Raw genomic sequence first — 15,300 nt, 5'->3', positions numbered from 1 at the left:
ATTCGATGGAACTCCTTATAACAATCGTTCTTCGTGAGAACACTTTATCAAAGGTTGTTTCATCTTCACCATTTTTTAAAACTTGAACTGAAGTCCCATTCTATATTGAGATGTTACTGGATAATCACCTCTATCTAAACCTCTTTTACTAATACTACCACCAATCTCAGGGTCGAATCCTGAATAATTTGTGATGGTTAATGGATTTTGGGCAGCTACATACACTCTTAAGAATTGAATACCAACAGAACTTAGCATGCTTTTAGGCAAGGTATATCCTAATGATACATTACGTAATCTAATATAAGATCCATCCTCCATGTAGTAGTCAGAGTTTGCTCTATAACTATCCGTATTTTTCTGAGCTCCTCTATATGCAGGTATAGTAGTGCTTGTATTTTGAGGTGTCCAGCCATATAATAAGTCTTTATGCGTTCCCGATTGGTATGCATAAGCTTTACTACCATTCATAATTTCAGAACCATATGAACCAAACCATTGCATACTGAAATCAATATTTTTATAAGATGCTCCAAAGTTAAGTCCCATCTCAAAATCTGCTAGTCCGCTACCCACATAAGCTCTATCATCTTCGTTGATGAATCCATCACCTGCATCAGCTATTCCGTCACCATTGGTATCCACGGTTAATTGATCCACATACATTAAGTCTCCTAACCTAACCGTTTCACTAGGATCTAAAGTTGCTTTATAAGCATCTAATTGCTCCTGTGTATTTATAACACCTTTTTGTTGCAATACGAAAAACGCACCAGCCTCATATCCTTCTGTAATTACCGAAACTAAATCATCACTTGTCGCTCTATTAGAGTAGTAACTATTCGCAATGTTGATAAATGGATTTGACTCACTTGTTTTGGTAATTTCATTTTTATTCTTCGTAAATGTAACTCCAGCATTCCATTCCCAAGGGCCTTTCTTATGTCGGTAATTCATGGTTAATTCAACACCACTATTTTTCATATTACCTACATTCATTACCACCTTGCTATCGCCACCAGATACACCTACCGAAGGAGGCGCAATTACATCAAATAAAAGATCTTCTTTATAACTATTATATAAATCGGCAGAGAATGATAGTTTATTATTGAATAAATAAAAATCAAAACCTAAGTTCTCTTCAATAGATGTTTCCCATTTTACAAGCGGGTTAGCATATCTTAATTGAGCACTACCTGAAGCTAACGATTCAGTATCACCAGAATTCCATACGTATGGATTATTAGGGTCTACTACTGCATTGTACGAATATCTGGTAAATCTATCGTTTCCTGTTCTACCATAACTCGCTCTAATTTTAAAAGTATTTACCACGCCTTTAATAGGCTCCCAGAAACTCTCATCAGAAACATTCCAACCTACAGAAGCAGAAGGGAAAAATCCCCATCTATTTTCTTCAGCAAACTGAGAAGATCCATCTCTACGAACACTTGCACTAGCTAAATACTTACCTTTATAATTATATTGTGCTCTAACCAAACTACCTACTAAGGTTTGTACATAATCTCTGTTATCAGATCCTGCAGTTGCATTCAACAAGTAATTGTCAAGTACATCAATACCTTCGCTAACCGGGCCTTCTTTCTTTGCCCAGAAATAAGAGAAGCTTGTTTCTTCAAGTGAAGCTGTAGCTACTAAGTTAAGTTTATGTCCTCCATTAAACTTCTTATTATAACTAACAATGGCCTCTCCTGTGTACTTGCTATAAGTATCGCTTATGGTTTGATTTGAAGGCGCAGGTGTTGATGGTAATAATTCACCCTTACTGTTGTATACCACAAAATTTGGAACAATTTTTATACGTGTATTATCTGTATAGTTAGCTCCTCCACGGAAAGTAATTTTTAAATCCTTAGTAGCACTATATTCAAACTGCGCATTACCAAAATGATTATTTCCTACTCTTTCATCTGTTCTTAAAAGTTGCTTAGCAACCGAACCAATTCTATTGGCCTCGTTGTTATCATCATCAGATGTTGCTTGAGCACTGGTATCATCTAAATTTATGTCTTCTCTATAAGCAGGATATCTGTATACCCAGTTTAATATACCACCTGAAGCATAATCTTGTTCATCTCTTCTAAAACCAATACTTGTGTTAATCTTCCACTTTCCTTTAGTAAAAATGGTATTGGCTCTGGCATTAAACCTGGCATACTTCGAATTAATAATAACCCCTTCTTGGTTATAATAATTCATGGTAAAATTGTGTTTTAAACCTTCCTTACCACCAGAGATATTAATACTATGGTTTTGAATAGAAGCCCAGTCGTTTTGAATGGTATTTTCTAAATTAGTATTGTTTGAAAACTGATCTCTATTTCTAGAAATATTATGCTCTAAAGATGCCAAGGTTTTATCATCCGTAATCCCTTGCTCCGAACGGATTAAATCTACATAAACAGTTTCTGAAGCAGATAACAAATCAACACCTGAAGTAATGTGCTGTAATCCATACTCACTATCTACAGACACAGTCATCATACCCGCTTTACCTTGCTTTGTAGTAATTAAAATTACACCAGCAGCACCACGTGTACCATAAATAGAAGCCGAAGCTGCATCTTTAAGTACGTCCATTGTTTCAATTTCACTGATAGATAATTTTGGATCTCCATCATAAGGAATTCCATCCACTACATATAAAGGTTGGTTATTACCTTCCATTATAGAAGAGAAACCACGAATAAGAATACCTGCCTCTGAACCCGGCTGACCACTATTAGAGGTAACACTTACCCCCGCAATCTGCCCTTGCAAAGCAGCACCAATATCTGAAGTTGTAGTTTTTGCCAGATCTTCATTTTTTACCTGAACAACTGCTCCTGTCAGCTCTTTCTTCTTTTGTACACCATAACCAATAGCAACCACCTCATCTAGGCTTACTAGGTCGCCTTTCATATTTAAGTTATGCACTTTACCTGTTACTTTCACCTCTGTAGATTGCATTCCGATAAAACTGAATACAAGTACATTTCCTCTCTCAGCTTTAATATGGTATTTACCATCCATATCGGTAATAGTACCAATAGCAGTTCCTTTTACAACTACACTTACCCCAGGAATAGGTAATCCATCTTCCACCGCAGTAACTGTTCCATTTACATTAAATTGTTGAGCAAATGCTCCCATGCTAAAAAGTCCAAGGACAAACAGCAAAAGCCATTTCCCAGATTGAACCCGCATTCGATTAAGATTTTCGTTCTTCATTATTCTGTTTTTAATAAGTTCAATTAAACCCGAATACTTTGTTTAGATTAATTGTTATCGTTTGTTAAAAATAAGGGGGTTAATTAAAAACAGTCGGGGATAAATGCGCAGAATATATGGGTATTAACAAGTCATTTTTGGGCAAAAACCTGAAATATTCATCGTTTTTAGAGGGAGAGATTAGTTTTACTTGGCAATTTCTAACACTTTTTAACAAACTAGAGCTAGAAGGGGGTATTTTTAGGACATTCGTTTAGTAACATCAGATAAAAACATAAACAAAAAGGGCACTTGTAAACAAATGCCCCTTACTTTTTTTAATATTATTACCCGATATCAGGTTTAAGCTTTATTCAATGTTTTCAGATTCTGCCTCATCGTCTTCTTTATTTAAATGTTGCTTTTTAAAATCTGACGGTGAAATAGAAAACTCAGTTTTAAAACAGGTTCTAAAATATTTTAAATCAGAAAAACCAACTTCGTAGGTAACATCAGCCACTGAATACCTACCCGTAGACAATAATTGAGCGGCTCTTTTAAGACGAATGGATCGTATAAATATCTTAGCGGTTTTTCCTGTTAAAGCTTTTAACTTACGATTTAAAATAACCTTTGAAATACCATACTCTGATGCAAGCTCTTCCACCGTGAACTCAGAATCGCCTATTTTATCTTCAATAATAGATAAAATTTTAGTTAGGAATTTTTCGTCCATTGAGGTGGTAGCAACTTCTGTTGGCGAAACATCTACCTTTTTATGGAAAGCTCCTTTTAAGTTTTCACGTTTAGCCAACAGGTTCTCTATCTGTGCTTTTAAAACTTCAAAATTAAATGGTTTAGATACATAAGCATCTGCACCCAAACTATATCCTTTTATTTTGTGTTCGCTGGAGGTTTTAGCCGTTAATAATATGATTGGCGTATGACTGACAGCTACATCATCCTTAATAGCTTTACACATTTCAAAGCCGTCCATTTTAGGCATCATTACATCACTCACAATAATGTCTGGATTCTGCTCCTTACATAATTCTAATCCGGCTTCACCATTTTCGGCTTCAATTACTTTGTAGATTCCGCTGAGACTCTCTTTTACAAAACTTCTAAGCTCTACATTATCCTCTACAATTAAAATAGTTTTTGGAGAGTCACTATCAACGTCATCTTCTGTATCTACAACCACAGTGCTTGAATCATTCGGATCCAATGAATTTACCCATACACTATCTGCTACGCTTCTATATTCGCTTTCTAACTGTAACTCTTCCTTTTGATAATGTGCATTGCCTTTTAATAATGTAACCGTAAATGTAGTTCCCTCATTAAGCTCACTTGCCACATCAATTGATCCATGATGCATTTCTACCAAACCTTTGGTATATGCCAAACCTATACCCGTGCTTCCGTATTTTTTATTCTCCAGTTTATCCCCCTGGTAAAAACGCTCAAAAACACGTGCCTTCATATCCTCATCCATTCCTTCACCCGAATCCTCTACAGAAAAGAAAATTTCAGAACCACTTTCTTTTACTTGAATCGTTATTTTTCCACCGCTAGGTGTAAATTTAAAGGCATTGGATAAGAGGTTATAAATGATTTTCTCCATCTTTTCGGTATCAATCCAAACTTCAATATCCTCGGTAAAACACTGTATCGAAAAGTCAATACCTTTTTGTTCTGCAAATATTTCAAATGAAGAATAAATGTTTCTTACAAACTCTACCAAATTATGTTTCTCCGCCTTAATGGTCATTTTACCTTGCTCAAACTTTCTAAAGTCCATGAGCTGATTTATAAGACGCAACAACACATTAGCGTTTCGATGAATAATATCATGAACCTGTGCCATCTTTTCAGCCGACATAGCTGACTTTTCACGTATTAGTTTTTCTATTGGTCCTATAATTAAGGTTAACGGAGTTCGAAATTCGTGCGATACATTGGTGAAGAACTTCAGCTTTAATTGAGAAAGCTCTTCTACCTTTTCCTTCTCAAAACGCTCCATTAACAGTTGGTTTTTTTGCTGAATACCAATTAATGAAAAACGTCGAAAGAATATTAAAAGAATAACAATGACTAGGCAATACGCTACCAAAGCCCAAGTAGATAACCACCATGGTGCAATCACAACAACACTTATCGCTCTCTCCTTATCACTCCATTGCCCATCGCTATTGGAGGCAGTAACTCTTAATTTATAGGTGCCCGGTTTTAAATTGGTGTATTTGGCAAAACGAGTATCCGATGCAGTCTCAATCCATTCTTCATCAAAACCTTCTAGCTTATATTTGTATTTGTTTTTTTGTGGCGCTATAAAATTAAGTCCCACATAGTGTATACTAAAACTATTTTCAGAATACTTTAAATGTAACTCTTCGGTATCATTAATATCATTCTCTAATAAAATCCGACCGCGTAGCTCTTCTCCCACTTCAACAAATTGGTTTAAGATAGAAAGCTTGGTAAATACAACAGGCGATTCTGAATTATCTTCTACTATTTGATTTGGAAAAAAAGTATTAAAACCATTTACTCCTCCAAAAATCATTTCGCCATTTTTTCTTTTTGCACACGCTAATTCAGCAAACTCATAATCTTGTAAACCATCATTAATATCATAATTAAATACTTCTTTACTCTTGATATTAAATTTCGTGATTCCTCTATTGGTCGCTAACCACAAATTACCCTTATCATCTTCAAGGATGCTTTTAACAACATTATTAGGTAATCCGTCTTTTGTTGTATAGGTTGTAAAATAACCAATTCCATCCTTTGTTTCCCGATAACGATTTAAGCCACCTCCAAGTGTTCCTATCCAAATATCCTTATTTCGACTTTGAAAAATCGGTAGAATATAATCGTGACTTATGCTTTTGGGGTCGTTAACTATGTTTTTATAGGTAAAAAATTTGGGCTTATCCAGATACTTATGCTTGGCCTTAATTTTCACCAAGCCTTCTGTTGTTCCTACCCAAATATTACCCTTTTTATCCTCTAAAATACTTCTGATAAAATCAGATGGCAAAGCATAACTTTTGCTATCAAACATAAAATTATCCTGCATGTATCCGCCTGAACCATCAGGCTTTAATCGCCATAAACCATCTCCATAGGACCCTAACCAAACACAACCCTCGCTATCAATCAATATAGAAAAAACAGATTTTATAACTTCTAAATTCCACTTATCAATATTAATCTCTTTTCCTGTTTTAGAGCTATACACTTTAATTTTAATAGGGTAACCCGTACCTACCCAAATGCGATTATTTAAAGTATCCTCAGCAATGCAATAACCATTACTGGCTTTGGTATTTTCGTTTGAATATTTATGAATAAATCCTTTCGAATAATCTTTTTTAGTTTGTTTAGGTAAATAATTTACGCCGCCACCGTCTGTTCCTATCCATAAACCTCCATGCTGATCTTCATGTACAGCTCTAATTTTATTATAAGATATACTACTTTCTTTCCTAGTCTTTTTATAGTGCTTAAATCTTTTGTGTTCAGGATTATAAATATTTACACCACCTCCAGTTGTACCAACCCATATTAAACCAGACTTATCTCTGTAAATATCCTTTATTAGGTTAGAAGTTATTCCGCCCCCCTGTTCAATTCCATCTCTATATATTTTTTCCACCTCATATACCAAAGGCGACTTTCTTTTAAGCGATACAACTATGAGTCCATCTGAAGTGCCAGCCCAAATATTACCCTCTAAATCAAATTCAAGCTGACTAATTCTTTCTGAATTTAATATATACTCAAAAGTTTTACTCTCCCTATCTAAATACCCAACGCCCTTAGAGTTATATACATATAACTTATCGTTGAATTCACAAATACCGGCTACAACCCTGTGCCCACGTTTGCCAATAAGGCTCGCTTCAATTTTGTAAGTGTAAGGATTTATTTGTCGCAAACCATAAGTAGTAGCAGCCCAAACTGTGCCACTTTTATCTACAAACACATCTTTAATGTAGTTAAAAGGCATTTCATCCTTTCGGTGATAAAGACCTTCTTTTGAAACTGAGTAAATATCATTTGTTTCAATATTAATGATATCAATACCCTTAGCATTCACTACCCAAACATTTCCTTTATCATCAGCCGTTATTTTTGTTACACGATTCGATTGCAACAACTTAACACCTCCTGGCGCATTAGCATACGTAACAAACTTGTTAGCAGACAAATCAAATTTACTCACTCCATTATCATTAGTTCCTATCCAAATATCGCCATTGGAATCCTCCGTGATAGCCTGAATAATATTACCTGCTATACCATTTTCTTCACGAGGCTCGCGTCTAAATGTTTTAAACTCGTACCCATCATACCTATTTAAGCCATCATTGGTTCCTATCCATATAAAACCTTTGCTATCCTGAAATATACAGTTAACATCATTTTGAGATAACCCTTCAAGTGTAGACAACAATCTAAACTCACTAGCTGAAACTACGATGCTATAGCAGAAACATAAAACAAAAAATAATACCTTTTTCATAAGCAGTACTCTTCAGTAATTGGTGTGATGATAATTCTCCCATCTTAATAAAAACTCCTCACTACCATAAGGACTTTTTAATACGAGACAAACTATCTACACATATAAAGATAAAATATTTTAAACAGTTTAAACGGTAAGAAACCGACATTCCGTTCTGGCCATTTATTATTACTTAAATGCACTGACAATAATACTTTAAATGTGATACAATACCATCTTATTCACGAGTAAAAATACCCCCTATCCCGTTTATACCCGACTTTAGCATCCATTATTAACCTTTGTCTGAAACGAATTATGAACATATTTGAAATATATTTTCTTTGCACCTAATCCACCCTAAACTACAAAAATTAAAATCTACTAAATCCCAAACATGAAACGTAGATGACCAACATAAATAATGATGCAACAAGAGTATCATTTAATAAGTACCAGTCATTTAAGTTTTGCTAATATTTAAAAAAATGAAACGAGCTTTTTTACTTACTACTTTAAACCTCATCGTATTTTGTTTATGGGGCAACGAACTTATTTTTGAAAGTAGCTTTGAGCAAGACTTAAGTGTTGAATGGGCTTCGACTTTAAGCACAGGCATGCCCACTTTTGAAATTAAAACAGAAGCCAAACATACTGGAAATAACGGTTTACATTTTGTATTTAGCGAAGCCAGTCAAAAAGGGAATTTAACCACGCCCAAAATCATTAATTGGGAAGAAGGAGTATCATACGAAATTTCGTTTTGGTACAAAGCCATTATTCCCACCGATAATTCTGCTAGTAATATTAAGCTGTTTGATAACATTGGAACTAAAATAGGTCATATCAATATTAGCCCTATGGCCGATACAGAGTGGACTCAGTATAAAACAACATTTACCTCCAATGGCAATTTTAACGAAGGGTACGCCTTATTTAGTTTTAGACCTAACGATACAAATAACTCAAACTACTATTTGGATGATTTTAAAATAGAAAAAGTGGTGGTTGAGCCTAGTTTTTCGAACGATTTAAAAACAAAAAAAGTAGAATCTGACCCCAACATCGTATGGAAACAATTTGGGCCGGGGATGAGTGGAAACTGTAAGTCGGCGTTTTGGCACCCAACAGACCCAAATGTGTTATTTGTAGGTCCTAATATGGGAAACTCCTATGGAACATGGGATAAAGGAGAAACTTACGAATCTATACTAAATGAGGATGAGTCTGACTTTAAAAGAGGTTATAGAGGGCCAATAGAATTAACCAGCTTAGATTTCTCACGTCTGGACGCAGATTTTGGCATGTGCACCGACGAACGAAACCAGGGGATATTTTATACCGAAGATAGAGGTCATAAATGGACAAGACTACCTGTTACTACATTTGACGGTATATATGTTGATGCGGTGGCTGTTGACCCTAAAGATGATGACATTTGGTACGCAGGTGGTGGCCGATTAAGAAATTTAGGCAGTAACCTATACCCTCACTCGCAGCCCAAGGGAACTTTAGCTCATGCAGGTAGTTTAAATAAAATTTGGAAAAGCACCGATAAAGGACAAACATGGATTTTAAAAAATAACGGACTTGAACCTGAAACAGGTATTGAAACTCTATTGGTAGACCCTAAAAATTCTAACATAGTATACGCTTCAACAAGCACTGGTTTTTACAAAAGTACCAATGGAGGGGATTTATGGGTCAAAAAGATTAGCGGTATCGATTATGATATGCTTCGTGCAATGGATTACCATTATAACGAAGCAGATGATATTTTAACCATGATTGTGATTAGTAACCCCATGTGGAAAGCCGATGGCAATACGATTACCGATGACAAAGGTGGATTATTTAAAAGTGTAGATAGAGGCGAATCGTGGCAAAAGATAAGTGGAAACATTGCATTGGACATGAGACAGTTTCAAAACAATAGCGATGTAAAAAAGAGCTACATGCACTGTGCGGCTTACGTTTTTGATATGACTGATGAAGACTTTGAAGCAGCCTACCCCACTCTACCATCCAAAATAACCATCCGATTTAATACCGTTGAAATAGATCCGAACGATGTAAACAATATTTATTTAAACAATGAATATTCTAACGCCTCACGTAATAACTTTAAGCCTGGTCAGGTTTGGCGCTCATCAGATGGTGGTGTAAATTGGCATATCTGTCATAGAAATGGTAAAGCTTGGAAAGTTGGTTCTAGCGACTATAACTATTGGGTACAACGTGGTAACCCCATGGGCAACAACCTCTCACTTAAGTATAAAAAGGAATGGATTGAACGTGACTTTTACGAACGTAAAGGCTGCAACTTTGTAAAATTTAATGCCGATGGTTCTGTACTGCATACTCAATTGGCTAAAATTAGCTTAATGAGTTATGATAAAGGTGAAACTTGGCTGGATATTGATGACGAATACACCACTGATGGAGAAGAGAGTTATGTAGGCGCAGGTAATAGCAATGTTCCTGGTCATGGGTTTTCTCAGCACCCATTAATGCCCAACAAGGTATTTTGTTTTGCAGGAGAAAATAGCCTTTGGGTTACCAATGATGATGGAGAAAAAGTAAGACCTGGCGCACAAGCTGCTACTTTTAAAAAGATATTAGAGGATGAAAACTCATTGAGTTGGTACGCAGTGCACCCGTACGATACAACAAAGCATTATGCTTTATTTTTCCGTCAGGCAAAAAAAGGTAAATTAATGCGTTCTACTGATGCGGGAGAAACTTGGGCTGAGCATGGAGAAGCTGTACCTTATTGGGATATCACAGGACATTCTGGCGACCAATCTGTTCATCAAATACATTTAACTTTTGATATGGTTAACCCAGACAACATGTATTTTGTGGTTCCTAAAAAAGCGAAAAGTCTTGAATTTGTTGGAGATTCAGAGATTCATTGGGGAGTTCATAAATCCAGCGATGGAGGAGCCAACTGGAAGGATTCCAATATCGGCTTACCAGAATCACTAGACGCTACTGCAATTGCTATAGATCCAGAAAACAACAAAGTAATATATGTGGCCATCCAAAATGCCGATGGAGGTTTATTTAAATCTACCGATTTTGGAGAGAACTGGAATGAAGTAGAATCCACCCAATCCATCTCAAAGTCACAAGGCATCAACGACATTCACTTTTCAGCGGACAATAAAGTTTATATTACTGCAGGAAGTAAAAATGGAGGTATTGATGATGGCGGTGCCTGGGTAAGCGAAGATAACATGCAAACATGGACTAAGGTATTCGATTATCCGTGGACCAATCGCATAGAAACAGCTTTATATGATCCAAATACCATCCTAATTTCCACTTTAGCCAACACCAGTATTAATGGTAAAAATGCGGGTACTTATTTATCTAAAGATGCTGGAGAAAACTGGATAAAAATAAACACTGGAAACGGTCAGTCCGATAGAATTAATGATATCGCCATTGACAACTATGTGCCAGGTAAATTCTACGCATCAACATATGGAAGTGGTTGGTACACATCCACAGACCCAAACCCTAATATGCCAGTTAAACCAACAAGTATTGAAACAGACAATGCAGTTACGGTTTTGGAATCCGAAACTCACAACCTGAATTATACTATTCTCCCTGCAGAAACTTACATGAATAATATTATTTGGAAATCCGATGACAAGGCAATTGCAACTGTTAACGAAAAAGGTGTGGTAAAAGGAATAGCTCAAGGTATGGTTACCATTACAGGTACTATCGTAAACACCAATATATCTTCAAGCATTCAAGTTACTGTTGAACCTAAAGATGTTTCGGTAGGAAAGGTAAGCTACAAAGAGCTTAGAGTTTACCCCAACCCATGCGATCATCATATCAACATTGTCTCTGAAATTCATGATTTAAGTGCGGCCAAGGTTGAAATTATTTCTTTATCAGGAAAGAAGATTTTAAGCCAGTCATTTACAAGAATGGAAGGCAATAATCAAGGACAGATATCCGTATCACAACTAGCTAAAGGTTATTACCTTTTATCGGTTACCACAACTAACAAAACAATGCTAACGAGTTTTATAAAGCTTTAACAGACCACTCGTAAATACCAAAACTATTTACGAGTATGTAAATCCCACTTTTTATGTATAAGTTACTTATTATTCCCCTTGTCATTATTCTATTCAGTTGCTCTCAAACAAAAATTAAGAAGCAACCGAATATTATATTTATTATGTCCGATGACCATGCAGCTCAAGCTATTGGTGCGTATAACGGATTTTATAGTGCTTTAAATCCTACACCCAACATAGACCAATTGGCTGCTGATGGAATGTTATTTAATAGTGCTTTTTGTACCAACTCTATTTGTACCCCAAGTAGAGCTTCAATTATTACGGGTCAGTATCCTCAAACAAACGGTATATTAGATTTAGATGGAGCCCTGGACACTGCAAAACAATACTTACCTATAGAGCTTAAAAAATTAGGTTACACAACGGCTATTATAGGCAAGTGGCATTTAAAAAATGAACCTACTCATTTCGATTTCTATAAAGTATTGCCAGGACAAGGAAAATACTTTAATCCTACATTTCGTAAAAAAGGATTGGGTAAATGGCCAGATAATAAGGTTAAAACTGAAGGACATTCTTCTGATGTAATCACCAATTCTACTTTAAATTATTTAAAGCGTGTTGATAAATCGAAGCCATTTTTTATCATGCACCATTATAAAGCACCACATGGTAAATTTGAGTTTGCTCCTCGTTACACGGATTATTTAGAAAGTACAAAGGTACCCGAACCAGCCAGTTTATATACGCAACCTAACTGGGGTTCTATTGCTACCAAAGGAAAGGATAATAAGCTGAAGGATAAAGTTGGGTCATCGGTATCGGCCAGACATTTTAAAACTGCCTATGTAGATCAATACGTGAATGACAGTAGCTTAACAGACTACGAAGCAACTAGCCGTGCTTATCAAACTTATTTAAAAGATTACTTGCGATGTGTTAAAGGTATTGATGATAATTTAGGTAGGTTATTTATATGCCTAAAAGAAGAGGGTTTATGGGATAATACCATTATTGTGTACACGGCCGACCAAGGTTTTATGCTGGGTGCGCACGATTTAATTGATAAACGATGGATGTATGAAGAATCTATGCAAATGCCATTTATTATCCATTGTCCTGAGATGATTGATAAAGGTATAGTGAGTGATTTACTCATTAACAATACTGATTTTGCACCAACCATTATTGAATTGGCTGGAGGCAAAGCACCTAATTATATGCAAGGTAAAAGCTTTATTAAAACGATAAAAGGAAAGGAAGAAAAAAACTGGCGAACCACCACCTACTATCGTTATTGGATGCATATGATACATCATTATGTACCTGCTCATTTGGGTATTAGGAGTAAAGATTACAAGCTCATTCTTTATTACAACAAACACTATCTGGCTAAAAACGAAAGAAATAATTTTTACTGGAGTAAAAGATATAGCGATGTAATGGATGAAGAAATACCTGTAGCTTGGGAGTTTTACGATTTAAAAAATGATCCTCAGGAACTCAATAATAAGTATAACGACCCTAATTATGCAACTATTATTCATGATATGAAAGAGGACTTAAAGCAACAAAGAATTGAACTTAATGAAACGGATAAAAACTATCCTGCTTTAAATAATATTATCGAACAACACTGGAATGATTAAGTGATTTGGAATAAGTTCTCCAAAACATTGAAACAATATAACATGGCAATTAAGTTTTAGCAGACTCATTTGTCATGTTTTGGTTTACAGCCACATTACCCCAACTTTTAACCATTCTATTAAGTCTATTAACCCGAATGAAAATTCTTCAGAACTTCTTCCCCCTTATTAAGGGTGATTATTTCCTTATTACAAATGCAATAAAGTGTATTTTCATAAAACTAAATAGTAAGAAGCTTCATATCTAATAAAGCTTTAGAATCTTATATTAAAATCTACAAAATGAAACACACTCGTATTTTAAAATTCTGTTTATTTCTGGGCATTATCTTATTGGCGATTGCCTGTACCGAGGTAAAAAAAGAAACACCTATTAAGCCAAAACCTTACACAGCTGATTGGACTTCGTTACGTAATCACACCACTCCGCAATGGCTCGACGAAATGAAATTTGGTATCTATTGTCACTGGGGAGCACAATCTGTAATGCATGATATGGGCAAACCTAAAATGCCCGCACACAAAGCTATTGAGCATTGGAAAGGCAATAAATTTAATGCCGTAGAGTGGGTAGATATGTTTGAAAAAGCAGGTGCTCAATTTGCGGGTCCTGTGGCTTGGCACGTGAACGGCTGCCTAAATTGGGATAGCAAAATAACCGACTGGAATACCGTACAAAAAGGGCCTAAAATAGATATCTACGGCGAATTGGCTAAGGAGATTCGCAAACGAGATATGAAGTTAATGGCCTCTTTTCATAGTTCTACACTCTGGGGGCCAATGAGCAAAAGCAACTCTACTTACCTCGATCCAGAAGGAGATTATTCCCGACGAGGAAGTACACCTATGGTTCATGGACCAGAAGGACGCTATACAACAGAATATTTGCAAGGATGGTTAGACAGGATGAAAGAAGGCTATGAGCTGTACCAACCCGATTTAGTTTGGGTTGATGTAGGTTTTGGCGGTACTGTTGGGCCTGAAAAGAAGCATTTGATAGAAGGTGGCAAAATAACCGAAAGCGAAAAAGAACTATTTATAGATGGTATTAGAGAAGATATTCAGTTAGATTATATCAGTAGTTATTATAATGCTGCTCAGGATTGGGGTAAGGAAGTGGAATTCATCTACAAGAGTTTTGATATTCCGCCAGGTGTGGCTATGCGCGACATTGAAAATGGAAATTTGGATGGCATACAATATGACCCTTGGATGGCAGATATCAATATGCAACAGCATATAACGTGGCCTTTTGTATGGTTTTATAATCCTGCAAACAAAGTTAAAGATGCCAATATTCTCATTGATATGTTAGCTGACATCACATCTAAAAACGGACGCATATTGCTGAATGTTCCTCCTAAAGCGGATGGTTCATTTGCCGAAAACATTAAGCAAGAATTATATAAAATGGGCGATTGGCTTACTTTAAACGGAGAAGCTATTTACGGCACAACACCTTGGTCTATTTACGGAGAAGGTCCTGCTTACATTAAAAACCCTGGGCATCACGGACAAGGGCAAAAGCACGGAACTGAGATACCTCAATATACCTCAAAAGATATCCGTTATACCCAAAAGCAAGGCATAGTATATGCCATTGTATTGGATTGGCCCACTGAGGAAAGCATTAATATTAAAGCCTTAGGTTCTGATGGCAGGTTGTACCCTGGCGACATCAAAAGTATAAGCCTAATAGGTAGCGATGAAAAACTAACATGGGAGCATCAGCCGCAAAGTTTAAAAGTCACTTTCCCAAAAGAAAAACCTTGCGACTTTGCTTATGTGCTTAAAATAGAGAAAACACGATAGACAAGGAACCGAAGTATATTTCAATCGTAGTTTTATAAACTCATTACAAACGTAATTA

The 15,300-nt window shown here is 36.0% G+C and carries 5 protein-coding genes; 3 read left to right on the top strand and 2 right to left on the bottom strand.

Going from position 1 to position 15,300, the window contains the following annotated elements; translation table 11 throughout:
- Positions 1–75 precede the first annotated feature (75 nt).
- Together A8L32_RS13960 and A8L32_RS13955 are read right to left on the bottom strand one after the other, a co-directional pair.
- The gene (locus tag A8L32_RS13960) at positions 76–3,234 is read right to left on the bottom strand and encodes a SusC/RagA family TonB-linked outer membrane protein (RefSeq protein WP_066631392.1); all 3,159 of its coding nucleotides are present in this window, start codon (positions 3,232–3,234) and stop codon (positions 76–78) included.
- 349 nt (positions 3,235–3,583) lie between these two features.
- Positions 3,584–7,750 (bottom strand): hybrid sensor histidine kinase/response regulator transcription factor, encoded by a 4,167-nt coding sequence (locus A8L32_RS13955; protein WP_066631388.1) that lies wholly within the window; start codon positions 7,748–7,750, stop codon positions 3,584–3,586.
- Between the two features lie 470 nt (positions 7,751–8,220).
- Between A8L32_RS13955 and A8L32_RS13950 the strand changes: the two genes are divergently transcribed.
- The 3 genes from A8L32_RS13950 to A8L32_RS13940 all read left to right on the top strand — a co-directional run bounded on the left by A8L32_RS13950 (position 8,221) and on the right by A8L32_RS13940 (position 15,242).
- The gene (locus A8L32_RS13950) at positions 8,221–11,796 is read left to right on the top strand and encodes a VPS10 domain-containing protein (protein ID WP_066631387.1); all 3,576 of its coding nucleotides are present in this window, start codon (positions 8,221–8,223) and stop codon (positions 11,794–11,796) included.
- A gap of 53 nt (positions 11,797–11,849) precedes the next feature.
- Entirely contained in the window at positions 11,850–13,430 is a 1,581-nt protein-coding gene (locus tag A8L32_RS13945) for a sulfatase family protein (RefSeq protein WP_066631385.1), read from the top strand.
- A gap of 282 nt (positions 13,431–13,712) precedes the next feature.
- Positions 13,713–15,242 (top strand): alpha-L-fucosidase, encoded by a 1,530-nt coding sequence (locus A8L32_RS13940; RefSeq protein WP_066631384.1) that lies wholly within the window; start codon positions 13,713–13,715, stop codon positions 15,240–15,242.
- The last annotated feature ends 58 nt before the right edge of the window (positions 15,243–15,300 follow it).

The sequence above is a fragment of the Labilibacter marinus genome, assembly GCF_001659685.2.
In the GTDB taxonomy this organism is placed as follows: domain Bacteria; phylum Bacteroidota; class Bacteroidia; order Bacteroidales; family Marinilabiliaceae; genus Saccharicrinis; species Saccharicrinis marinus.
This window is presented reverse-complemented; position numbering and strand designations above follow the sequence as displayed.

What these genes read in the sequence shown, in the direction of transcription:
- A8L32_RS13940 (WP_066631384.1), top strand. Translation starts at nt 13,713, where the DNA reads ATGAAACACACTCGTATTTTAAAATTCTGTTTATTTCTGGGCATTATC.
- A8L32_RS13950 (WP_066631387.1), top strand. Translation starts at nt 8,221, where the DNA reads ATGAAACGAGCTTTTTTACTTACTACTTTAAACCTCATCGTATTTTGT.
- A8L32_RS13945 (WP_066631385.1), top strand. Translation starts at nt 11,850, where the DNA reads ATGTATAAGTTACTTATTATTCCCCTTGTCATTATTCTATTCAGTTGC.
- A8L32_RS13960 (WP_066631392.1), bottom strand. Translation starts at nt 3,234, where the DNA reads ATGAAGAACGAAAATCTTAATCGAATGCGGGTTCAATCTGGGAAATGG.
- A8L32_RS13955 (WP_066631388.1), bottom strand. Translation starts at nt 7,750, where the DNA reads ATGAAAAAGGTATTATTTTTTGTTTTATGTTTCTGCTATAGCATCGTA.